This is a genomic window from Chitinophaga pendula, from assembly GCF_020386615.1.
GTDB classification, from domain to species: Bacteria; Bacteroidota; Bacteroidia; order Chitinophagales; family Chitinophagaceae; genus Chitinophaga; species Chitinophaga pendula.
The window spans coordinates 4157662-4181172 of the sequence record NZ_CP077769.1 but is presented as its reverse complement, the minus strand read 5'-3'; the positions used below and the strand labels follow the sequence as shown (position 1 = coordinate 4181172).

21 protein-coding genes and 1 tRNA gene are annotated in these 23511 nt (G+C 49.1%); 5 read left to right on the top strand and 17 right to left on the bottom strand.

Annotated elements, in window-relative coordinates:
* Position 1 precedes the first annotated feature (1 nt).
* The 3 genes from KTO58_RS14635 to ggt are packed head-to-tail and all read right to left on the bottom strand — an operon-like array spanning position 2 to position 2695.
* Positions 2 to 430, bottom strand: coding sequence for a hypothetical protein (locus tag KTO58_RS14635; RefSeq protein WP_095838652.1), 429 nt, complete (start codon positions 428 to 430; stop codon positions 2 to 4).
* A 6-nt stretch (positions 431 to 436) separates the two neighbouring features.
* Complete coding sequence (locus tag KTO58_RS14630) at positions 437 to 964, bottom strand: DUF1572 family protein (protein WP_095838653.1); 528 nt, start codon at positions 962 to 964, stop codon at positions 437 to 439.
* A 30-nt stretch (positions 965 to 994) separates the two neighbouring features.
* Positions 995 to 2695, bottom strand: coding sequence for a gamma-glutamyltransferase (ggt, locus tag KTO58_RS14625; RefSeq protein WP_095838654.1), 1701 nt, complete (start codon positions 2693 to 2695; stop codon positions 995 to 997).
* Between the two features lie 118 nt (positions 2696 to 2813).
* On the opposite strand from ggt, the gene KTO58_RS14620 reads away from it, so the two are divergent.
* The 3 genes from KTO58_RS14620 (at position 2814) to KTO58_RS14610 (ending at position 9041) form a co-directional block, all read left to right on the top strand.
* Positions 2814 to 5582: a TonB-dependent receptor gene (locus KTO58_RS14620; RefSeq protein WP_095838655.1), complete on the top strand. Its 2769-nt coding sequence runs from the start codon at positions 2814 to 2816 to the stop codon at positions 5580 to 5582.
* Positions 5583 to 5845: 263 nt separating this feature from the next.
* Complete coding sequence (locus KTO58_RS14615) at positions 5846 to 6436, top strand: hypothetical protein (RefSeq protein WP_095838656.1); 591 nt, start codon at positions 5846 to 5848, stop codon at positions 6434 to 6436.
* Between the two features lie 82 nt (positions 6437 to 6518).
* The gene (locus tag KTO58_RS14610; RefSeq protein WP_095838657.1) at positions 6519 to 9041 is read left to right on the top strand and encodes a M14 metallopeptidase family protein; all 2523 of its coding nucleotides are present in this window, start codon (positions 6519 to 6521) and stop codon (positions 9039 to 9041) included.
* 78 nt (positions 9042 to 9119) lie between these two features.
* Here KTO58_RS14610 and KTO58_RS14605 read toward each other — a convergent pair whose 3' ends face one another.
* The 8 genes from KTO58_RS14605 to miaB all read right to left on the bottom strand — a co-directional run bounded on the left by KTO58_RS14605 (position 9120) and on the right by miaB (position 17102).
* Positions 9120 to 9752, bottom strand: a complete 633-nt coding sequence (locus tag KTO58_RS14605) for a redoxin family protein (RefSeq protein ID WP_225859756.1) — start codon at positions 9750 to 9752, stop codon at positions 9120 to 9122.
* A gap of 123 nt (positions 9753 to 9875) precedes the next feature.
* Positions 9876 to 10844, bottom strand: a complete 969-nt coding sequence (locus tag KTO58_RS14600) for a YihY/virulence factor BrkB family protein (RefSeq protein WP_095838658.1) — start codon at positions 10842 to 10844, stop codon at positions 9876 to 9878.
* Positions 10845 to 10884: 40 nt separating this feature from the next.
* The gene (mltG, locus tag KTO58_RS14595) at positions 10885 to 11949 is read right to left on the bottom strand and encodes an endolytic transglycosylase MltG (RefSeq protein ID WP_095838659.1); all 1065 of its coding nucleotides are present in this window, start codon (positions 11947 to 11949) and stop codon (positions 10885 to 10887) included.
* Positions 11950 to 12084: 135 nt separating this feature from the next.
* Positions 12085 to 12441 carry a preprotein translocase subunit SecG gene (secG, locus tag KTO58_RS14590; RefSeq protein ID WP_095838660.1) on the bottom strand — a complete coding sequence of 119 codons (357 nt, stop codon included), beginning with the start codon at positions 12439 to 12441 and terminating at the stop codon, positions 12085 to 12087.
* Between the two features lie 11 nt (positions 12442 to 12452).
* Positions 12453 to 13697: a DUF8458 domain-containing protein gene (locus KTO58_RS14585; RefSeq protein ID WP_095838661.1), complete on the bottom strand. Its 1245-nt coding sequence runs from the start codon at positions 13695 to 13697 to the stop codon at positions 12453 to 12455.
* A gap of 104 nt (positions 13698 to 13801) precedes the next feature.
* Positions 13802 to 14317, bottom strand: a complete 516-nt coding sequence (gene lptE / locus KTO58_RS14580) for an LPS assembly lipoprotein LptE (RefSeq protein ID WP_157752944.1) — start codon at positions 14315 to 14317, stop codon at positions 13802 to 13804.
* Between the two features lie 22 nt (positions 14318 to 14339).
* Positions 14340 to 15578, bottom strand: a complete 1239-nt coding sequence (locus tag KTO58_RS14575) for a sigma-54 interaction domain-containing protein (protein ID WP_095838663.1) — start codon at positions 15576 to 15578, stop codon at positions 14340 to 14342.
* A 93-nt stretch (positions 15579 to 15671) separates the two neighbouring features.
* Positions 15672 to 17102: a tRNA (N6-isopentenyl adenosine(37)-C2)-methylthiotransferase MiaB gene (gene miaB / locus KTO58_RS14570; protein ID WP_095838664.1), complete on the bottom strand. Its 1431-nt coding sequence runs from the start codon at positions 17100 to 17102 to the stop codon at positions 15672 to 15674.
* A gap of 395 nt (positions 17103 to 17497) precedes the next feature.
* Here miaB and KTO58_RS14565 point away from each other — a divergent pair, with 395 nt between their 5' ends.
* Positions 17498 to 17686, top strand: coding sequence for a hypothetical protein (locus KTO58_RS14565; RefSeq protein WP_157752945.1), 189 nt, complete (start codon positions 17498 to 17500; stop codon positions 17684 to 17686).
* A 229-nt stretch (positions 17687 to 17915) separates the two neighbouring features.
* Here KTO58_RS14565 and KTO58_RS14560 read toward each other — a convergent pair whose 3' ends face one another.
* Positions 17916 to 18740 (bottom strand): M12 family metallopeptidase, encoded by an 825-nt coding sequence (locus KTO58_RS14560; RefSeq protein WP_095838666.1) that lies wholly within the window; start codon positions 18738 to 18740, stop codon positions 17916 to 17918.
* 187 nt (positions 18741 to 18927) lie between these two features.
* On the opposite strand from KTO58_RS14560, the gene KTO58_RS14555 reads away from it, so the two are divergent.
* Positions 18928 to 19332 carry a hypothetical protein gene (locus KTO58_RS14555; protein WP_095838667.1) on the top strand — a complete coding sequence of 135 codons (405 nt, stop codon included), beginning with the start codon at positions 18928 to 18930 and terminating at the stop codon, positions 19330 to 19332.
* Between the two features lie 349 nt (positions 19333 to 19681).
* On the opposite strand, the gene KTO58_RS14550 is transcribed toward KTO58_RS14555, so the two are convergent.
* The 5 genes from KTO58_RS14550 to KTO58_RS14530 form a co-directional block, all read right to left on the bottom strand.
* Complete coding sequence (locus KTO58_RS14550; RefSeq protein ID WP_095838668.1) at positions 19682 to 20284, bottom strand: hypothetical protein; 603 nt, start codon at positions 20282 to 20284, stop codon at positions 19682 to 19684.
* Between the two features lie 327 nt (positions 20285 to 20611).
* Positions 20612 to 21568, bottom strand: a complete 957-nt coding sequence (locus KTO58_RS14545; protein WP_095838669.1) for a terpene synthase family protein — start codon at positions 21566 to 21568, stop codon at positions 20612 to 20614.
* Positions 21569 to 22054: 486 nt separating this feature from the next.
* Positions 22055 to 22127, bottom strand: a tRNA-Gly gene (locus KTO58_RS14540).
* A 43-nt stretch (positions 22128 to 22170) separates the two neighbouring features.
* A complete protein-coding gene (locus KTO58_RS14535; RefSeq protein WP_095838670.1) occupies positions 22171 to 22671 on the bottom strand; it encodes a hypothetical protein in 501 nt (166 codons plus the stop codon).
* A 44-nt stretch (positions 22672 to 22715) separates the two neighbouring features.
* Positions 22716 to 23504 (bottom strand): (Fe-S)-binding protein, encoded by a 789-nt coding sequence (locus tag KTO58_RS14530; RefSeq protein WP_095838671.1) that lies wholly within the window; start codon positions 23502 to 23504, stop codon positions 22716 to 22718.
* Positions 23505 to 23511: the final 7 nt, after the last annotated feature.

Here is a 23511-nt window from a genome sequence, read left to right as displayed (position 1 = left end):
GTTATTCCGCTTTCGTCATCAATATAAAATGATAATCGCCGGAAAGTACCTTCATATCAAAATGAGTGTCATCCAGCCGCGTAATGGTTACCAGGTGCTCCGAACTACGCCCCCCGTTGGCCGCCGTCACAGAGATCACTTCCCCGTTACTCAGCAGCTCGTAACGCCCCGAATCCGCTTTGCCAGCTACCGTCGCAATGAACAGGTTGTTTTCCAGAAACTGATAATAAGCATCGCTGTAATAACCTCGCTTCAATTCAGTAGCCTGGTTCACCTGCGTAATGTTATAGCCGTCTTCCTTCGGCACCTGTACATCATACACCTTCCACTTTTTGTGCATCAAATGTTTATTGGCCTTCCCGGAATTACAGGCACTCATCACCGTTACCGCCAATACACACAGCAATACCACCGTCTCTTTTATACGCATATCCGTTTATTTTCCAAACTTGGTTTTGTTAAAATCTTCCGACTTCCCCTTCGGAATAGACAGGCTTTCCCAACGATCCCCGGCCAGCATCTTACCGGCATAGATGATCTGCCCCACATGATAGGGGATATGTGCCAGCTGCCGGTTAATAGCGTCCAGCGCCGAATGCTCCTCGTTGCGTATCAGCACGATCCGCTCCAGGTCCCCCGGCGACAACGCACCAATAGCATCCAGCATACATTTCCAGCCTTTCTCCCATATCGCTATCACCTCCTCCTTCGTGGCCTCCTCCTCCTCAAATTCAAGATCCCGCTGGCGATTCGGCTTCTCCCCATCACTGTACAGAAAATCCGTCCATCGCGACAACATATTCCCACTCACATGTTTGACGATTAGATAAATACTGTTGGAATTACTGTCCGGCGACCAATGTAACTGCTCCGCTGACAATAAAAACAACGTCTTGTCACCTAGCGATTTATAATATTGAAGACGCTTCAATACACTATCCAGGTAAATAGTTGCAACTGACATATCAATAGATTTGAGTTGGTGTACGTTTGATTAATAGCCCGCTGCACTGTCATCCCCCCGGTGATCACCCACCGCCTCCAGCTCCCCCTTACCATTCCGCCGGATCACCTCCGTACGGCCTATAGCTGCACGCGACTTCATCTTATATCCCATCTTCTCCAATGCCGCTACCGGCTCCGCAGGAAAAGATGGCTCTATATACACCTCATCCGGCAACCATTGATGGTGAAACTTCGGACTGTTCACCGCCTCATCCGTACTCAACCCGAAGTCCAGCAAATTCACTACCGTCTGAAACACAGAGGTAATGATAGTAGACCCACCTGGCGTCCCCGCCACGATAACAGGCTGCTTACCCTTCAACACAATAGTCGGCGTCATAGAACTCAGCATACGTTTACCGGGCGCAATAGCATTGGCTTCCGCACCCACCAGACCGTACATATTAGGTACACCTGGTTTAATACTGAAATCATCCATCTCGTTATTAAGAATAAATCCAGCCTTACCAACCACCACCCGGCTGCCATACACACCATTCAGCGTTGTCGTCACAGATACCGCATTACCTTCCGCATCCATCACCGACAGGTGAGTCGTCTCCTCACTCTCCGGCCACGTACCAGCCTTCACCTGCTCACTCGATCCCGCCTTGTCAGGCGTATAATCCTTCATCCGGTTGCTGATATACGCAGGGTTCGTCAACGCCTTAACAGGTACCTTCACAAAATCAGCATCCCCCATATACTCCGCACGGTCCGCATAAGCCCGGCGTTCCGCTTCTATCATCAGCTGCATAGCCGCCGGCGAATGAAACCCCCATTTGGCAAGCGGATACTTTTCCACCATGCCGAGTAATTGCCGCAATAAGATGCCCCCACTGGAGGGCAATGGCATCGTGACAATCGTATATCCCCTATAAGGGAAAGTCATCGCTTTTCTTTCCTTCGCCCGGTATTGCCGCAGATCTTGCGCAGTAATAATACCGTGTCCACGTTGCATCTCCGCTACAATCAGCGACGCCGTCTCCCCTTCGTAAAAACCTGCCATCCCCTTATCCGCAATACGTTGTAACGTACGCGCCAAATCCGGCTGCACCAGCGTATCCCCGGCCTTCCAGGGCCGATCCCGCACAAAAGCAGTAGGCATCGTATTCAATTTTAAAAACGATTCCCGGTACCGGTTCAGATTATCCGCTTCCAGCTGCGTGATCACAAAACCCTTCTCCGCCAGCGCAATAGCGGGCGCAATCAACTGTCCCATCTTCAGCTTACCATAACGTAAAGAGGCATACAACCCGGCTACCGTCCCCGGTATACCGGCAGCAAGATGCCCGTCCTGACTTAAAGTAGTAATAGCATTCCCACTACTGTCCAGGTACATATTACGGCTGGCCGCCGCAGGTGCCGCCTCCCGGTAGTCTATCGCCAACTGCTGACCATTCTTCAGATGACCCACCAGGAATCCACCACCCCCCAGGTTACCGGCCAAGGGAAATACCACCGCCAATGCCAACTGCGTAGAGATCGCCGCATCCACCGCATTGCCGCCGGCCCGCAACATTTGCAAACCTGCCGCACTGGCCAACGGATGGGCCGAGACCACCGCCCCGTGCCGCACATTTAACTGCTTCTGTATCGTATAATGATAAGGGTTATCGGTGGGTGTCGTCTGCGCATTGACCTGTTGTACACATAGCAACAACGCCAAAGGGAAAATCCGGGTATACATAGCCTCTTTCGTTTGCGCCTAAATTAGCATATCTCCGACAACTGTTGAAAAATAATTGACAAATCACTATATTACGCATAACCAAAATCTAAATTAGATAACCCAAATCTGCATTCCTATGTATAACCCACTCCATGCCCCCTCCAGGCAGCTATGGACCCTTTTGTTATGCCTGATATATGGCGTATCCTCCGCTCAGACAGCCGTCATCACCGGCCGGATCACCGATGGAAAAACACCATTACAGGGTGCCACCGTCCAGGTAGAAAGCACCAACAAAGGAGCGTATACGAACCACACCGGTAGCTTTACCCTCCAAATCATCCCGGGTAGCTACACCTTGTCCGCCAGCTTCGTAGGCTACGCCTCCCAGAAAAAAGAAATCACCGTCGCCGCCGGCCAACGCCTCGAAATCGACTTCGTACTGACCACCACCACCGTCATGAATGAACTCGTCGTACTGGGCTCCCGTAACCTCCCGCGTACACAAACAGAAACGCCCGTACCCGTCGATGTGATAGATGTCAAACGTATCGTCAGCGACGCTCCCCAGGTGTCCGTCAATCAGATACTCAACTATATCGCTCCCTCCTTCAGCTCAGGTACTCAAACAGTCGCCGATGGCACCGACCATATCGACCCGGCCTCCCTCAGAGGGCTCGGCCCCGATCAGGTACTCGTGCTCATCAACGGCAAACGCCGGCATAATACCGCCCTCGTAAATGTAAATGGCTCCTTCGGACGAGGCGCCGTCGGCACCGATATGAACGCCATCCCCACCTCCGCTATCGATCGCATAGAAATACTGCGCGATGGCGCCGCCGCACAATATGGCTCCGATGCCATCGCAGGCGTGATCAATATCGTCCTGAAAAATACCGTCAACCGCCTTAACGTAAACGTCACCACCGGCGCCAATGTCACCCCTCAGGCCGATAATAATATGGATGGCCAGACCGTACAAACCGCCGTGAACTACGGCATCCCACTCGGTACCAAAGGTGGATTCGTCAACCTGGGTGGCTCCTACGACTATCGTAACTATACCAACCGCTCCGGACCCTGGGTAGGCCCCATATACCGCCGGTTCCCGGGCAATGTCGATCGCACCGATTCATTCCTGCTGGCCAATAATAAAACCCGCAACGACTTCCGCATGCGCGCAGGTCAGTCCAAAATACGCAGCAGCCAGCTGTTCTTCAATGCCTCCTTACCAGTAGAAAATGCAGAAGTATACATATTCGGTGGCATGGGATATCGCAATGGCCAGGCTGGTGGCGTATTCCGCCTGCCATCAGACTCCCGCAACATCATCGACATCTATCCCTTTGGATACCTCCCCGAAATACATTCCGACATATACGACCGCTCACTGGCCTTCGGCATAAAAGGCAAAATAGGAGAGTGGAAGGTCGACTTCAGCAACACCTACGGCCGCAACCAGTTCATATTCCGTGTCGAAAACTCCCTCAACGCCTCCCTGGAAAAAGCATCCCCCACCACCTTCAACTCCGGTGGACCCGTCTTTACCCAAAATACCACCAACCTCGACTTCTCCCGCCGCCTCCACATATGGGAAGGACTCGATATCGCCTTCGGTGGCGAACATCGCTTCGAAAACTATCAACTGGTCGCCGGCGAGGAAAACGCCTATACCAACTACGGCACCGCCACCAAAATAGGCGTAGATGCCAATGGCAGAGATATCCTCGTCCCCGATCCCAAAGGGGCCATCAATACCAAATTCGGCCCCGATGGCTCCCCGCGTCCGGGTGGCGCACAGGTATTCCCAGGATTCCGCCCCGAAAATGCCGTCAACGCCAGCCGTAGCGCCATCGCCGCCTACGTCGACGCAGAAGCCAACTTCACCCACAACTTCCTCCTAGGCGCCGCCGCCCGCTTCGAAAACTATAACGACTTCGGATCTACGATCAACGGCAAACTCACAGCCCGATACAAAATCAGTAAAAAAGCCGCCTTCCGCGCCTCCGCCAGCACCGGCTTCCGAGCTCCCTCTCTACACCAGCGATACTATTCCACCACCTCCACACTATTCATCGATGGCGTCCCCTACGAAATAGGCACCTTCACCAACAACAGCCGGCCCGCCGAACTATTAGGCATCCCCAAACTCAAACCCGAAAGATCAAAAAGCGTCAGCGCCGGATTCACTGCCTCCTTCGGCAAATTCAACCTCACCGTCGATGGATATTTCACCCGCATCGACGATCGTATCGTATATACAGATCCATTCAAAGGCGCCGACAGCGCCAACGCCTCACCTGCCGATAAAGAACTGTATCGCCTGCTCGCACTGGCCAACGCCAACTCAGCAGCATTCTTCGCCAATGCCATCAACTCCGAAACCAAAGGCGTAGACCTCGTACTCACCTACAGCACCCGCATCGCAACAGGTAGCTTCCGCGCCGACCTCGCAGCTACCTACTCCGCCACACAAAGAGTAGGCCCCATCCATTCCTCCCCCAAACTCGCCGATAAAGAAAATAGCTACTTCAGCCGCGCCAGCAGAATATACCTCGAACGCAGCGTGCCAAAAGAGAAAATAAACCTGACTTTGAACTATAGCATTAAAAAATTTAATATATTCCTCCGAAATGTGTATTTTGGTAGTGTAGAAGAAGCAACGGTAGATCCCCGCTTCTATCAGGTATACGATCCACGGATAGTAACTGATATATCCCTCGGATACCGCATTGCCAAACCACTCAAAATAACCGTTGGTAGCAACAACGTATTCGATATCTATCCGGAATTGGTAGCCAACCCGGATAATACCACCAATAACCAGTTCAGATACTCCCGCAGAGCCACACAGTTCGGCTATAACGGCCGCTTCCTGTTCGCCAGACTGGAACTGAACCTCTAAAATAACCACCACCGCAACTGAAAGCCCACCGTGCATCGGGCTTTCAGTTGCACACACAGGCAGGATCATACAGGCTGAGTGATCATGAACGCCTGCCACTTAGAAAAAAAGGGCTGTTAGTGTCGAGAGCTTTTGACTGGCGGATACCCCCGCCTTAATCATCGATCTATTGAGAAAAACACGTTTGAACATACCAGGTAGGAATACCCGGGTAAGTCAGAATGCAATTGGCTGATTTGTCATATACTATTAATACAATCCCTATGCGCACGGTAGAGCTAATGCTGGCCGGTATTTTTATTATGGTGCTACAAGTAGATGTAGTACGGAAAATATATGCCAGGAGACAATCCCCCTTCCAAATAAGCGAGGCTGATAATGAACTGATCATTACCAAAAACAAAGGCCTCAAACATTTCCGATTCTGGTGGGTATTCGTCCTTATCACCTTTTATGTCGCCTACTTCCATTACGCAGTCAGTATATCCCTGCACGATAGTACCTCCCGGGAACCCTATCTGGTATCTATGCTGCTCCTGTGGTGTGCCGCCCTGTTTTTTGTAGGCCTCCACTACATCCGCTTCCGGCGTAATGTCGATATCATCATACAACGCAGCGAACATCACGAAGTATGGGTCAATGGCAAACATCAATTTATTCCCGGCTGCGGAGATGGCATATACGTCAATATCAGGGGCACCATCCGTGGCCTGCCGCTCTACAGCGTTACCCTACGCACCGGAAGAGATGAAATGCTGATAGCAGAAGGACTGTCCGAACAGGAAATGATAGAACTACGCACCAGGGTACGCAGCTTCTTAAGCGCCATCCCCATCCCATCCATCAACGCCTGATACCTTCCCCCCAAATAGCCGGAAGAAGAGCGATTTGCTGAACTAAAATGTTTATTTTTAGCAGTCTAATCTTCATACCGGCATGCTAAAAAAAATTATTGCAGCAAGCATTATCTGCTGCCTATTTCTCTCTACCCGTGCACAACAACTGCAAAGCCCGGAACAATTCCTGGGCTACCAACTGGGACAACAGTTCACACCGCACTATAAAGTAATAGAATACTTTAAGGCGGTAGCCGCAGCTACCCCCAACATGCAACTACAGACCTATGGCTCCACCTACGAAGGTCGGCCGCTTATCACCGCTACCATCACTGCTCCGGCCAACTTCAGCCGCCTCGACGAAATACGCCGCCGCAACCTCAGCCTCACCACCGCCGATGGCAACCCCGCCGACCTCCCCGTCATCGTCTGGCTAAGCTATAACGTTCATGGTAACGAAGCCGTATCCACCGAGGCTGCCATGCGTACCATCTACCTGCTCGCAGATAAAAATAATACCACCACCCAGCAATGGCTGCAAAATACCATAGTGATCATCGATCCCTGCCTCAACCCCGATGGCCGCGAAAGATATGTCAGCTTCTATAACCAGACCCGTAGCCTCCTCGCAGATCCAGCCAGATACGCTAGAGAACATTGGGAACCCTGGCCCGGCGGCAGATCCAATCACTACTACTTCGATCTCAACCGGGACTGGGCCTGGCAAACACAAACCGAATCCCGCCAACGCGTCGCCACCTATAACCAATGGATGCCTCATGTACATGTCGACTTCCACGAACAGGAAATAGAAGCTCCCTATTACTTCGCTCCGGCAGCAGAACCCATCCATGAAGTCATCACCCCCTGGCAAAGAGAACTGCAAACACTCATCGGCAAAAACAACGCGAAATACTTCGATGAAAAAGGTTGGCTTTACTTTACCAAAGAACGATTCGACCTGTTCTATCCCAGCTATGGAGATACCTACCCCACCTACAACGGCGCCGTAGGAATGACCTACGAACAGGGAGGAAGCGGCCGTGCCGGTATTGCCGTGCTCAAACGCGATGGCGATACACTCACCCTCACCGATCGTATAGCTCACCACGTTACCACCGGCCTGTCCACACTCGAAGTATCCTCCCAACAGGCCACCAGGATCATGAAAGCATTCACCGCCTACTTCACAGATGCTAAACGCAACCCCATCGGTAACTACAAAACCTACGTGGTAAAAGCAGCAGGCAATGAAGAAAAACTGGCATCCCTCGCCGACCTCTTGAAAAAGAACCAGATCCGCTTCGGATACGGCGCAACACAGGATAAAGCAAATGGATTCAGCTACGCAACAGGCCGCAGCGAATCCTTCTCCATAGCTAAAGAAGATATGGTCATCAATGCCTTTCAGACACAATCTAACATGCTGAAAGTATTGTTCGAACCCGTATCCAGGTTATCCGATTCCGTTACCTATGATATCACCGCCTGGGCATTACCTTACGCCTATGGCCTCCCCGCTTATGCCGTACCGCAATCCATACAACCTGCACAGGAAAACCTGCCGGCTATCAACAATACCACATTGGCGGCCAACCGCCCATACGCCTACCTGGCTAAATGGAATAGCGTAAAAGATGTGAAATTCCTCTCCGCCATATTGCGCAAAGGCATCAAAGTGAGATACGCCGAAACACCATTTTCAGCAACAGGTAGAAAATATCCTGCAGGTACACTTATCATCACCAGATCCGGCAACGAGACCATCCCCGCATTCGACGATACCATCACCTCCCTGGCTAATACCTTCAAAACAACACTAGATGCAGTCTCCACCGGCTTTGTCGAAAAAGGAATGGACTTCGGCTCCGATAAAGTACATTATATCCGCCCCCTGAAAGTAGCCATGATCATAGGAGAAGAAACATCCTCCCTGGCAGCAGGCGAAATATGGCATTTCTTCGAACAACAGATACAATACCCACTCACCATCATCAACGAAATAGATATAGATGATGTAGATTGGAAAAATATCGATGTACTCATCCTCCCCAATGGCGATTATTCCCTGCTGCGGGAAAAAGAAAAGGTCGAAAAACTCAAAGCATGGATCAATGCAGGCGGCCGCCTCGTCGCACTTCAACATGCAGTAAAACAACTGGCAGCAGGAGAGTGGGGCATCAAAGAAAAGAAAGAAGATGACGAAAAAGAAAAGGATAAAGAAAAATCCCGCGATAACTACGCCTTGCTGAAGCCTTACGGCAACAGAGAAAGAGACTATATCAAACAAATGATCCCCGGCGCCGTTTATAAAGTACAAATGGATAACACCCATCCGCTGGCCTTCGGCTATCCGGACTACTACTACACACTCAAACAAGACGCCAGCCTCTATGAATTCATGGAAAATGGCTGGAATGTAGGCGTCCTGAAAAAAGATAATTACATGGCTGGTTTTGTCGGTACAGACACCCGCGCCAAACTGAAAGATGGTTGGCTGTTCGGCGCCCGGGAAAATGGAAATGGCACCATCGTTATGCTGGCCGATGATCCACTGTTCCGGAGCTTCTGGGAAAACGGAAAACTCCTGTTCAGCAATGCCGTCTTCCTCGTAGGCGAATAATCATACAAGAAAACATACAAAACGAGCGGGCGACCTGTTATTACAGGTCGCCCGCTCGTTTATTAAAAAGATCAATGATCAGAATCGTTTAATATTGCAACCCATAGATGGGGCACTGCTAACCTGGGCTGCCTTGCCTGCCAGCATATCGTTGATCGCATTATGCAAATGCCGGATCTTTACCGCTTCCGCATTGCCGGGATTATCATCTATCGCCCCCTTATACACCAACATACCCGAACGGTCAAAAAGAAAACACTCCGGCGTATGACGCGCATCGAAAGCATCCGCCAACTCCGATTTCCTGTCGATCACATAATGCCACTCAAACTGCTGCGCAGCCGCATAAGATTTCATAGCTGCAGGAGAATCCTCCCCACTACGCATCGCCTCATTCGAATTCACTAACACCACACCCAACTGACGTTGCTTCGCATACTGACAGATCGTTTTGGTCCTGGCCTGATTACGGATCACATAAGGACAGCTGTTAGCCGAAAATATCACCAATAACCCATTAGGCCCCTTCGCCTTACCAAGACTGATCTGTTGCCCGGAAACATCCGTTAACAGCACATCCGCCTTTGGCAACGGAGCACCAATGTCTAGTGTACCTTCTTCAATAGGAAGAAAAGAACAAAGAGTGATAATAGAGATAATAAAGTAGCAGTAGGTATTACGCATAAAGCGGACAGTTTTATCGGCTGCCATGCAGATAACGTTATTTCAAGGTATAAAAGTGCACACAGTTTGGCAGGGCAGCCAATAAGTAAGGTAAGTAAAAAAGAGGAGAATACAAAGGTATTAACCATAGCGGAGCTAACTACCTGCATATCAGGCATTGGACGGTGCCGGCAAGCCATTGGCAACTTCTCTTGTTTTGCTGCGGGCCTTCAAAGCCTGGATACCCACATTTAATTCAAATCCAACCAACAGTATAAAGGAATTGAAAAATACCCACAACATCAGGATCAATATCGTTCCTACCGATCCGTAAATTTTATTGTAGTTGCCAAAATTGTTCACAAAGAAAGAAAAACCAAGCGTCGCCAGGATCATTAACACCGTCGCCAACGTAGATCCGGGCGTAATAAATTTCCAACGCTTAGGCGTCGCCGGTGCAAACCGGTAGATCACCGCAATAATGGAAAAGAACAATAATACGATCAACGCCCATCTCACAGCATCTATACTCGAACGAATAAACGCATTCTGAATATGAAGGGCATCAAAGATCGCTCCCAGTATTTTACCCTGCACAACAATCAACACCACCGCGATGATCAGCAAAAAACTCAACAATGCCGTCAGTTGCAATGCCAGCAACCGCCGTTGCCACCACTTCCGCTGACGGAACCCACGCTGTACCTTATTAAACGATCGCATAATCCCCATCACCGCATTGGAAGAATAAAAGTAACCAGTCAGAAAAGCAATGGACAACAACCCGTTACGATGCGTATACAGGAAATCATGGATCATATCCCGCACAATAATATAGGTGTTATAGTTAGGCGTGAGCGACTCCGCTAACTCATACAACGTAGGCTCTATATTCTTCATCGGAATAAAGGGCACTAACGTAAACAGGAAAATGAAGAAAGGAGGGATCGCCAGCAGAAAATTAAAAGAAATAGCCGCCGCACGCTCAGCTAGGCTGATATTTTTGATCTCCCGCCTGAAAAAAGTAATCACATCGTACAATACAATACCCTCAAATCCGGGCAGCACCAACCGCTTGCTGATATTTACCAGCTTACGGGCAGGACCTGATTGCAGTATACTTTTTTCGAGATTGACCATTTAGCAGCTAACACCTAAACAACAAAGGTACAACGGATTGTTAATATCCCATGTTATTCAACGCAGTTTGATACAATCTCGCATTGATCATATGTGCTGCATAAGTAGCCGCAAAAGCATGATAGCCGGAAAAATCCGCTCGCGCACAGAAATAAATATAATCCGTATCCGGTGTATTCAATACCGCATCAAGCGACTTGACAGATGGCGTACAAATCGGACCGGGAGGCATACCGGCATAACGATAAGTATTATAAGGAGAGTCAAATAACGTATGGTGCTGACGGATACGCTTCAAACCGAAATCCTGCAAAGCAAACTTTACCGTCGGATCTGCCTGTAAACGCATCCCTTTTTTTAAACGATTCAGGTACACACTCGAGATCAAAGGCTTCTCGTCATTTTTGTTAGTCTCCTCCTCCACAATAGATGCAATGATAGTCACCTGGTTCTTGCTCAGACCCAACCGCCGCGCTTTCTCCTTCCGCACATCCGTCCAAAAATCATCCCGCGCATGCTCCAGTTTCTTGAACACACTTTCTGCCGATGTATTCCAATAGTACTCGTAAGTATTAGGAACCACCGCACACATCACCGTATTGGAATCCAATCCAAACTGACGCAAATATACCTGGTCCGCCATCAATGCACGCAATGCCGTAGAATCCGCTTCCAGGTTCAGACTGATCTTTCGTACAAAATCATCCTTGGTCCGCAACCGGTTGATCACCAGCTTCACAGGTGTCTGCCTGCCAGATCGTAACAGCTTTACGATCTCGAAATTACTCATCCCGCGATCTATCTTATAACGCCCCGCCTTCACCCGCGAAGGATAATCCAACTCCCGCGCCACCCAATCAAAACTCTTGCGGTTACGTATCACCTCCTGCTCTTCCAGCCCGGCTAGCACATCATTATAAGTACTGCCCGTACGAATATAAAAGTACTTGTCATCCTTGATAGCCCTCGTATTCGGTCCAAATACCCGATACGAAAGATAAACCGCCACGCCGGCGATCAGTGCGCAAAGAACAACCAGGATACGTTTGATCCATAAGGATCGCTGAGATTGTGTTTTCTTCTTAGATCGGTTATTGGTGGCCATATAGTGAAATTCCGCCGTTTCAGATTTTCCCCCGTACCCCGGGGAAGGGCGCCGGCAAAAGCCAGCCGCAGATAGGTAAACTCAATAAAAAACCCCGCTTTATAGGCGAGGTTTCTAAATAACTGAAAGTCAATATTATTTACCAGGAGCCGCAGGCTTTTGCTGTGGCGCAGGTGTGTTAACCGGTGCAGCTGGAACAGCAGCAGGCGCACTCTGACCAGCAGCTTGCTCCATAATAGTCTTACGTTGTGCAGGTACCGCCCCCTTATCAATAAAGAAAGAAGAGGTCAGACATAATACAGCGATCAGCGTCGCCAGTATCCAGGTGCCTTTCTCCAGTACATCCGTCGTTTGACGAACACCCATCACCTGGTTACCAAAACCACCAAAAGAACCGGACAGGCCGCCTCCTTTAGGATTCTGGATCAATACAAAAAAGCCCAGTAACACACAAGCCAGGACGATAAGTACACCAAAGATTATTAATAACATAGATATTACTATTATTTTTTGTCTGTTTTTAACTGAAGTTCTTTTATCTTTTGCGCAAAATAAGCGTTTTTGTCGGGATTAAGCAAACTTAATTTTTGATATATCTGTATCGCCGTATGATACTGCTGCTGCTTTGCCCAGATCTCCGCCAGCGTCTCAGATACAATGTCTTCATTCAGCGTGATCGATGACATCGCCATCCGCTCCACCGTCTCAGAAACCTCCGGATCCTCATCCTCATAAATACGATGCAGCTGCGAATGATACCAGTCCTTGGATGCCTTCACGGCAAAACTGTCCTTCATGTCGCGCAGCCAGTCAGTAAAACTTCTCATCTCCGCCATACCTTTCTCATTTAGGTCATCGGCAATATCCGGACTTTTAAGTCGTTTGTAGGCAAAATAATCCTCCGTATATAACGGCTGAAAGGTCAATGTATCTGCTGTTGTTGCTGGTATTTCCAGGGGATATATTTTAATAGGTCCTTCTTCTTCCGTGTCGGGTGCCACCGCTGCCGCCTCCTCGGAAGATCTAATATTAGCAGCCGTAGCCACCATTTCCGCTTCATGGTCAATATCATCTGCCGGCACCAGCTCATCCTTTTCGATCAGCTTCATCTCCTGATCAGGTGCCAGGCCCAGATCGTCTGCCAACACGACGTCCTTCGCCGTCCATACCTGCCGCTCCTCCGCCGGGATCTCCTCCTCCTCTTCTTCTTCCTTAACAGCCTCCTCCGTAACAGGTACCACTACCTGCTGCTCAGAAATGGCCGTTCCAAATACTTCGTCCGCAGACGTCTCATGCCGGTTGCCATCCGCAGTAACACCCGCAGGCGCCCCCGTCGTACTACCCGCATGCTCGTCTTCCGGCAGGATCAGATCATCATCCGGCCAATCCTCCTCACTATCCGTCACCGTTTTAACAACAGGCGAAGATAATGGCGCCGCTACCGGTGGGGTAGGAGCGCCGGCCGACACCTCCTCAATTACCGTATCCGCCGTTTCCGGCCCGGCAACAGTAGGCAGGGCGCCCGCAATGAACTGGTAAAAATAATGAGGATTATTACTGTACAACTGCGCTTTTTTGATCACAGCCGCATGTAGATTGTTATAACTGTTGTAGTGCTTTTTTGCTTGCAAAAGCCGCGCTGCGGTAAAAAAAGGATAATCAGCAACCAACTGCTCCAACGCTGCCTCGTCGACCCGCGTCAGATCCGGTTGATTAAAGATATGTTGAACGATCCGGTTTGCCGTCATAAGCTGCTAAAGTATGAAAAAAAATTATATACGGGAGCATGCACTACCGTTTCATAGCCTGCCTGCATAATGCGGAAATATGCGTGCTATACCAAAACCCACGCCTACCAGTTGGCAAACGCCCGGTTAAAGATATCATCCGTGATCTGGGGAATGATCGTATTATCCAACAATCCATTCTCTACAGCGCTGGGCAACTGGCTGGCACTGAAATCTGCCGACCGCGAAAAAGATTGGGTAAACCCTTTCTTGTCACCAACACGCTTAACAAAAGTAATATTAATAGTCACCGTCAGACGCGAAGTAGCCGCCTGATCCACATTCGTTACCGCCGCATTCGAAAAGGAATACCCGGTAATCGCTCCCTTAAACTCATAATCCGCCCCATCATCATTCGTCTGCACCAGCTTGGTCTGCGCCTGTACCTTATTCCGCAATTTCTCCGATACCCGGTTACTCAACGTAGGGTTGTTAATAGGCGCCCGGTTCTCAATAAACCGCACATTCACCGTCTTCGCCTCCTGGTCAATACTAGCACCAGAAGCAGAGTACTTAACACTGCAACCGCCCGTAATAAGGATCAGCGCAGCAGCAATAACACCTTGTAATAATTTTGGCATGGCTGGAATAGACATCGCTTTATCAATCATTAATATTGTATTCTTTCAGTTTACGGTACAAAGTACGCTCAGATATACCCAGGTCCAGCGCCGCATCTTTACGTTTCCCCTTGTGTTTACGCAGCGCTTTCACAATCAGCTCCTTCTCCTTGTCCGCAATCGCAAGCGTTTCCTCTACCTCTTCATGGTGGTCAATCTTGTTATCATGGATCAATATCGGCTGATTCGCTGCCAGCGCCGGCGCCGTCACCACCTCCGCAGGTGCATGGTAATTACCACCCCCTACAATATGATGCTCCTGGAAATGATCACTGTTCACCAGATTAGGATTCTGCAATATATCGAAGAACATCTTTTTTAACTCCGTCACATCCTTTTTCATGTCAAAAAATAACTTGTAAAGAATGTCCCGCTCCGAAGCAAAATCACCCGCCGGCTGCCCCTGTGGCGCCGCTAGCATCGGCAACCGGTTCACTTCCGGTATCTCCGGCAGAAAACGCCGCAACTCCTGCGCATTCACCTGCTTATCATGCGCCAGCACAGAGATCTGCTCCGCCATATTTTTTAATTCACGCACATTACCCCTCCAAGGATAATTGATGAGCATATTACGCGCCTCATCGTCCAATTGTATAGATGGCGTCTTGTAACGCTCCGAAAAATCAACACAGAATTTCCTGAACAATAAAGGAATATCCTCCTTACGATCCCGCAAAGAAGGCACCCGTATTGGCACCGTGTTCAAACGGTAATAAAGATCCTCCCGGAATTTACCCGTCTGCGTCTGCTCCAGCAAATCACGGTTGGTCGCTGCTATCACCCGCACATCCGTCTTCTGCACCTTCGACGATCCTACTCTGATATATTCCCCCGTCTCCAGCACACGCAATAACCTCGCCTGCGTTCCCAACGGCATCTCACCTATCTCATCCAAAAAGATCGTTCCCCCATTCACCGTCTCGAAATAACCTTTACGACTATCCACCGCACCGGTAAAGGAACCCTTCTCATGCCCGAACAACTCAGAGTCTATAGTCCCCTCCGGGATCGCTCCACAGTTCACCGCAATGAAAGGATTATGTTTACGCGCACTTAACGCATGTATGATCTGTGAAAATACCTCCTTACCTACACCACTCTCCCCAACGATCAACACCGTAAGGTCCGTATTCGCCACCTGGGCGGCTACCTGCAATGCATAGTTCAATGCAGGCGAATTACCTATAATGCCAAATCTGTTTTTTATGGATTGTATCTCCATGAGCCTTTCTCCTGTTTGATGGTTAAAAAATTTTACATCCTTATATACACACCAGCCGCCACCAGGAAGTCATATCGCAACAACCCGACAGCCCTATGCCGCCGGCTCCGTTACCCGGCCCCTCAGCGTAGCTGCCGTACAATCTTCGATCGTCACCCACACATAATCCCCTTTCTGGTATTGCCCCTTCGGAAATATCACCACCTTGTTCTGGTCGTTCCTGCCGAATAACTCATCAACAGAACGTTTGGATACCCCTTCCACCAATACCTTGAACGTCTTGCCCAGATCCCGCTGCATACTGGCCAGCGCCTGGTTACGATGTACCTCTACCACTTCCGCCAACCGGCGCTTCTTTACCTCCTCCGGTACATCATCCTGGTAACGACGGGCCGCCAGCGTACCCGGCCGCTCCGAATAAAAGAACATATACGCCAGATCATACTGCGCATATTCCATCATACTCAACGTCTCCTGGTGATCCTCCTCCGTCTCTGTACAGAACCCCGTAATGATATCCGTAGATAGTCCGCAGTCCGGCAATATCTCCCGGATACGCGCCACCTTTTTCATATACCACTCCCGGGTATAAGTACGGTTCATCAATTGAAGGATACGCGTACTGCCACTCTGTACCGGCAGATGTATATAGTTACAAATGTTTTCGTACTTGGCCATCGTATACAACACCTCATCCGTAATGTCTTTCGGATGACTGGTGCTGAACCGAACCCGCAACAATGGACTGATCTGCGCTACCATCTCCAGCAACGCCGCAAACGTAACAGGCTCCGTACCTTGCTCCGCCGTAGCAGGCGTCCAGTAATAACTGTCCACATTCTGCCCCAGTAACGTCACCTCCCGGTAACCGCGTTCAAAAAGATCAAACGCCTCCCGCACCACTGAAGTAGCCTCCCGGCTGCGCTCCCGCCCACGCGTAAAGGGTACCACACAGAATGAACACATATTGTTACATCCCCGCATGATAGACACAAAACCAGTCACCCCATTACTATCCAACCGCACCGGACTAATATCCGCATACGTCTCCTCCCGGCTCAACAACACATTCACCGCCTTCTGACCCGTATGAGCCTCCTCGATCAATGCCGGCAACGTCCGGTATGCATCAGGCCCCACTACCAGGTCCACCAGCTTTTCCTCCTCCAGCAACTGTGCCTTCAAACGCTCCGCCATGCACCCCAGCACACCTACCAGCATACCCGGCGTACGCTGCTTTATCTTACGGAATTCTGTTAATCGCTTACGTACCGTCTGCTCCGCCTTCTCCCGGATAGAACAGGTATTCAGCAAGATCAACTGCGCCTCTTCAAAATTGCGCGTCGCCCCGAATCCCTCCTGCTGAAGAATAGATGCTACGATCTCACTATCATTGAAGTTCATCTGGCAACCGTAACTCTCTATATAGAATTTTTTGGTATAAGCACCACTGTCAACCGCCGTAGCAACATATGCTTCTCCCTGGCGACTTTCATCATGCACTTTGGTAACCTGTTCCAACATCCTGGTCTGTATTTTTTAGGTTGGCAAAAATAAACAATTATCTCCAATAATGACAGAATGTCAGGATAATAGTTTGCCGCCCCCAACCCCGATTCCCCACTGACGCAGCATCGCGTCAACATATGCTAAATTTTAGGTAAAATCCACCATTATGAACTACAATAACCTTTCGGTTTTTCAACCGCTCCCGCGCACCAGCCTCCGTGAGATCAAAGGAGGTGGTAATGCTTCACAGGCCCGCCTCTGCGCCGGTAACTGTATAATAACTTGCCGGCACTCAGAGATATTCTGCCAGTGTATAAGCGGCTTCTGTATCTCACGCTGACAGCCGGTTCGGTAGCAGCCACGCCATCGCATTTTTCCAATCAATCATCAACAATAAAAATTTCCCAGTTATGAAGATGAAATTCCAACCGGTCCCCCGCACATCCCTGCGGGAGATCAAAGGCGGAGGAACCGCACGACTGGCCATCGTCTGCAGAGGCACCTGCGTAAGATTCTGCCTGAGCACACCCGAAATCTTCTGCGAATGCGTAAATGGTAACTGCATGCAAAGTGAATGGCCGGGAGGTGGCCCCAATTGACCACCAAAAAAAGCCCCGGTCCTGTAAGGACCGGGGCTATAACACGCGCATCATCGCGCCGTGTATATCATGAGCATTGACAACTATTGTAATTACTCTCCCGCCAGCGCCTCACACCTACACGCGCACATTTTAACCAGGCCTCCTCCGTCGCACATGGCGTACCCACCATGTGATACAGCCGCCCACCGCCTACCGGACTGCTCTATATATCATTAGCCCACACCTCCTATGGATACATTGTGTTCAAAGCACTGATATCACCGGCTGTAAGACCACCGCGATTATAAGTGAAAGTACTGCCATTAGCCCTTACAATAGTAGGCTGCCCATTGGCAGAATAGGAGGTAGGCCAGTACATCATCACAGAATTGAAATCAAAGGTACCATAGTCCGTCCCGGAATTATAAATGTTGAAATTATAAGACTGACCCGATTGAATATTGTTCCACAATATCCGGATGTACTGATCCCGGTCACGACGGGTATGCTCGTGATAAAGCCCCGCCGCATGCCCCATCTCATGGATCACACTCCCCAATGAGATAAAAGCATCCAGACTGATATTCTGTAAACCTCCCCACATGCCGATCGCAGCCCAGCCGTCCGCACCATTGGACGCACCGGGAATAAATACCACGTAGTTGGACTCATTCGTACGGGGGATCCAGCGGATACGCGTATTTTGATTGTAATGGTTGATGGCATCCGTGATCTTCTGCCGGTTAGCCGTATACATGTTACTGGCTATCGTGTAATAAATACGGGCCTGCGGCCAGCGGTCTACCGCCAGCACCCCCGCGCCTTCCGACTGCATGCCCCCACTGCTCAACTTTAATTGTTGGTCTGATAGGGCAATATCACCCTCGAAAATGTTCAAACCTCCCTTGCGGGCATAAGTAAGCTCCTGGGTACCTATCTGCACCGTCCTGACCTCAATGGGCTCAGTCTCCGGAATAGATACAGCATCAGTGGATGGTTTGTTACAGGCAGCAAAGGATAGTAATGCAGCAATGGCTACAGCGCCAGCCGCAAAATGGGTTTTCCTGTTCATAAAGTGGTGGTTGTTTTGAAATGAGAAATTGGGTTTACTAAACTGATTACGGTCGATATCCCAAAATATAACTTTTCAACCGTATTCTATACGTTCGTGTAAGTATGACACATGTTCACTCGTGAGGCCTCACCGCATCCCGGGTATGTGCGATATACACTATCATTGCAGAATAAATGAGTATACTATGATAACGGAAATAGATATCCGGATCGGTAACCTGTTAAGCTACTATAACCTCTACATGGCAGAAGAAGCCTTCCGCGTCGAAGGCATAGCGGATGGCTGCGTCTACAACAGCGGCCTGCCACGTAGTAAACTACCCTTCAGTAAAGTCAACCCGCTGGACCTCGACGCCGGCCACCTGGCCCAATTCGGATTCGTACAGGGAGAAAAAGCCTATGGAGAAGATGAAAATATATATTCTTTCCGATATGATCACCAGCATAGCATCTATATCAGGGATGAAGGATATACCTTCCAGCTAGTCATAAGCGCCGGCACCAAATGGATCGCATACGGACGCCCCATCATACATGTCCATCAATTGCAAAACGTCTGCTACGACCTCACCGGCGAAGACCTGGCCTGAACCACAAAAAAAAGACCACCAGGAAACCCGGTGGTCCTGACGCCTAGCGTCAACAGATATTTTGATGGAGAAACCCGGTTAGGCGATACCAACCGATGGTGTCCATGTATATGCTGTAGATTCCATGAATACCTCCTTTTCTTTGGTGAGACATGAAATTACACCAAAAAACTATCTTTTACAAGACCTCGGAAAATATTTATCCTTTCCTTAAGAAATATGGCCGTCGGCTGCAGAGCCCGCTCAGACCACCTCTCCGGCAATACCCGCCCACTTAACACCATCCCGGATAAGGAGAGACATACCATGCTACTGGCAACTTTTACCAGACCCCGCACCTGGCGTACGATTAGAAAATAACAGCCAACACCTTATACCCCTTACCAAAATTGGCAGGATCATGTACTACCCGCAATCTGGCATTCAACAGGTCTTTCCAGTGCGTAGGATCAGCAGGACTAGGCCTTTTATCAAAGGCTGTCTGTAGCCCCGTCGCGACCGCCGCATCCGCTGGCGCTAACAAATACTTACCGTAATAAAATTTATCACCTTCCTTTCTCAGGGAAAAAATAGCATCCATCAAGCCCATTTCCAGCAACGGTAATTGGAACGTAGCCGGATCTGTATATTTATCCTTACGCACGGTACGCAGGTAAACAAACCAATAACCGGGTCCGTCCATCAATGGTTGGGATGGTCTAACCACCTTCGCCTTCACCACATAGGTGTATCCAGCCTCTCTTTCCTCAAAATTTTCAATATAGGACTGCGGAATATTTTCTCTCCCCGGCATATTCAAATAAACACCCGCCCGGATCCCGGTCGTATAATGATCCAGGCGTAATTCAACCTCCTGCCCGTTCCGAAGATTATCAGGGTCGATCTTATTCTTGGAGCAGGCTGTAAAAAAGATGATAGTCAGCAATAATAGGTAAGCGTACAGTTGTTTCATAATGTAAGAATTGTTAGGATAAAAATGTAATTCGTTACCACTTAAACGTAGTAAGTGCAATAAGGTTACAGTATGGTCATGTAAACTAACGGTAAAGGCAACACTTGCATCTTGCCTTTACTCATTTTCTTATTTTATCTATTATACGTTGTATGCAAACCGGATACGATCCCTTATGAAATCAACAGCCTGGTCAGTGGACCATATCTTACGCTCAATGCAATTTTTCGTATCACTCGATGCCTTGATACTCGCCGGCTATTGCTTATGCCTACTGGAGCATTTTCCCGTTTTTAAACAGATTGTTAGTTACTGCTGTAGCTGTAACTACTTCATTTCTCCAGCACCCGGTGAACCACCTAATTTATATCGCTGGGTATCTACTTCATACCAGGTAGATTGACCCTGGATCATAATACCCAAGTAATCCGCAAATAGCGCTTCCTGCGGGTCCTTCATCGACCCGCAGAGCTGAATGAATTCCCTCAGATCCTCGTCGTGGAGCGCCATTGCCTCATTACATGCTTCCTCCAATGACAGCTGCCTTTCATGCTGTAACACGAACACCAGGTTTAACGGCTCCCGCCCGAGGTCCTTTTCAAGCGAAAAGAAATCGTTGCACCATGCAAATAGCCGTGCTGATAGGCTATACAACCTTTTCATTCTTTCACTGCACATACTATCATCACTCATTACTGATCCGATTTCAATATCTATCAGATCATGAAAGGCCTGGCAACCGATGGTAAGTTCTCGGAGCTGTAAGAAATCTTTTAAAGGAGGCGGTGTAAAGTCGACCTGGTCTTTGAAGGGAACCTCCAATTGCATACTGGCACAATATGCTATCACATGAGAGGAAAAACGGGAAAACCAGGCAGCAGGCATGAATGATAGCAATTCGTCCCGGATGATGACCAGGAGGTGGAAGAAAGGATGTTCCTCCGGATCGGGTTGGTCGCCTGATAGGATGGCTTCCAGGCGCCTGGTGATCACTTTAAGCTCATCTTCACTTTTGTATTCAAAGTAATCGTCAAATAAAGTACCCCATAACATGAACCTGGCTGCTGGCCGTAAATGGGATAGCTCTCTTATATGTGGCAGGCAACGGGCCGTTATGTAACCAAAATTAGAGCGCTTGTAAACCTGTCGCAATTTTTGAGGCAAAAACTCATAGTCGACATCAAGCCAATGGTCCGTTTCCACTTTTATACGCTCAGCATGAGGACTGATCAGCGACGGGAAAGGATAATAGGGTTTGGGCAATACACAGGGTGAAGCTAACATGGGGAATTAAATTTTGAGAAATAAATTGGATTGCAGAATCAGGCTTTATAATGGTATTGGTATATATACAGTTCCTACTTAGCGGGGACATTCGAAAAAGTATATGGTACAAGAACACAATAGTTACGCTTGTTTTTAATCTCAGGGAATATATTTTCGAACCTTACGTTGGATAAGTATGATACATGTGGATGTATATTTTGTAGGGTATTAACATTTTTCGCCTTTCTTGCCGATCCTATGGTCCTTATTTATATTTAATATATCGCAGGTCTTACAAGTGCTAGCGTTAAGCTGCTCTTTATGTATTAGCCTCTGCCAACATAAGATATTGCCAAGACCTCTCCAAAGTGCCCGTCGTCGATCAGGAGCAGTTTAACGTAGTTGATACCTTGTGTGGGAAGTGTTGGCACTCGCCGGTGATGGGGTGAGTATACCGGAAGTTAACATATCAATGCCTATCAGTATTGAGTTTTACAAACAAAGAGCGGAAAACGGGACTCGAACCCGCCACCTACAGCTTGGGAAGCTGTCGCTCTACCAGATGAGCTATTTCCGCTTATATGCTCCCCGGAAGGAGCATTTCCAAATATAATAAATTATCAGGCACTTTGCAGCCGCTTCATCAGCCAGCTGTCCTTCAGCGGCACCAGCCATTGCTCATCCAGCTCCTGTTTCGTCAGTACGGTGTTGTTCAGGTACAGGGTATCTGTCGTGATGTACCCCTTTTCTAGGGCATAACTTACCTGGGATAAAGGCAACAGCTGTACTTTATCTTTCACGATAAAACCAGTCAGCAGCCGGTCAAAAAGATTGGCATTATACTGACGCTCGATACTTTTGATCACCCGCACAGAACTGTCGGTACTGCAACCGCTCACAGCCGTATTAGTCTCATCAGCGATCATAACGATCACCTGGCCGAACAGCAGCTTGCCCCAACCCTTTACAGGCGCTCCATGTGCTTGCCATTGAGCCGTAAAATGCTCCAGCTGCTCGTTGATCTCCAACTCCTCCTGCTCCGAAAACGGACGGTTGCTCTGATATATCCAAACCCTGCTTTCAGGGGCGAAATCTTGTGGTAATAATTGTTTAATATCCATGGCACAAAGTTACTCTTTTCTCCAATATCGATACCTGACCGGCATCAGTTACCCTGCGCCAGATCCCGGGCGATCATCTCGGCAATGTCCAGCACCTGCACACTGTCCTCCTTACCCTGCTCTTTCACCCCGTCTGTCAGCATCGTCATACAAAACGGACAGTTGGAAGCGATCACAGACGCACCGGTAGCCACCGCCTCCGCTCCACGGTCGAAGTTAACACGGGTAGTACCCTTCTCTTCTTCCTTGAACATTTGCGCTCCGCCGGCACCACAACACAGTCCCTTACTGCGGCAACGTTTCATCTCCACCAGCTCAGAATCCAACGCCTCCAGCACCTTCCGCGGCGCCTCATAAATGTTGTTCGCCCTGCCCAGGTAACAAGAATCATGATACGTGATCTTTTTCCCCTTAAAACTACCGCCTTCCTTCATACGCACCTTCCCCTCATCGATCAGCTGCTGCAGGTAAGTAGCATGGTGGATCACCTCATAATGTCCTCCCAGCTCAGGATATTCGTTTTTAATAGTATTAAAACAATGCGGACACGCCGTCACGATCTTTTTAATACCATAAGCATTTAACAGCTGTATATTATTCTGGGCCATCATCTGGAAGATGAACTCATTACCCGCCCGACGGGCAGGATCACCCGTACAGCTCTCCTCCTTACCCAATATAGCAAATTGTATTCCCGCCGCATCCAGGATAGTGGCAAATGCCTTCGTGATCTTCTGCGCCCGCTGATCAAAACTGCCGGCACATCCCACCCAGAAAAGTATCTCCGGTGATTCTCCGCTCGCGGCATAATCTGCCATAGTTCTTATATGCATGCTCCTT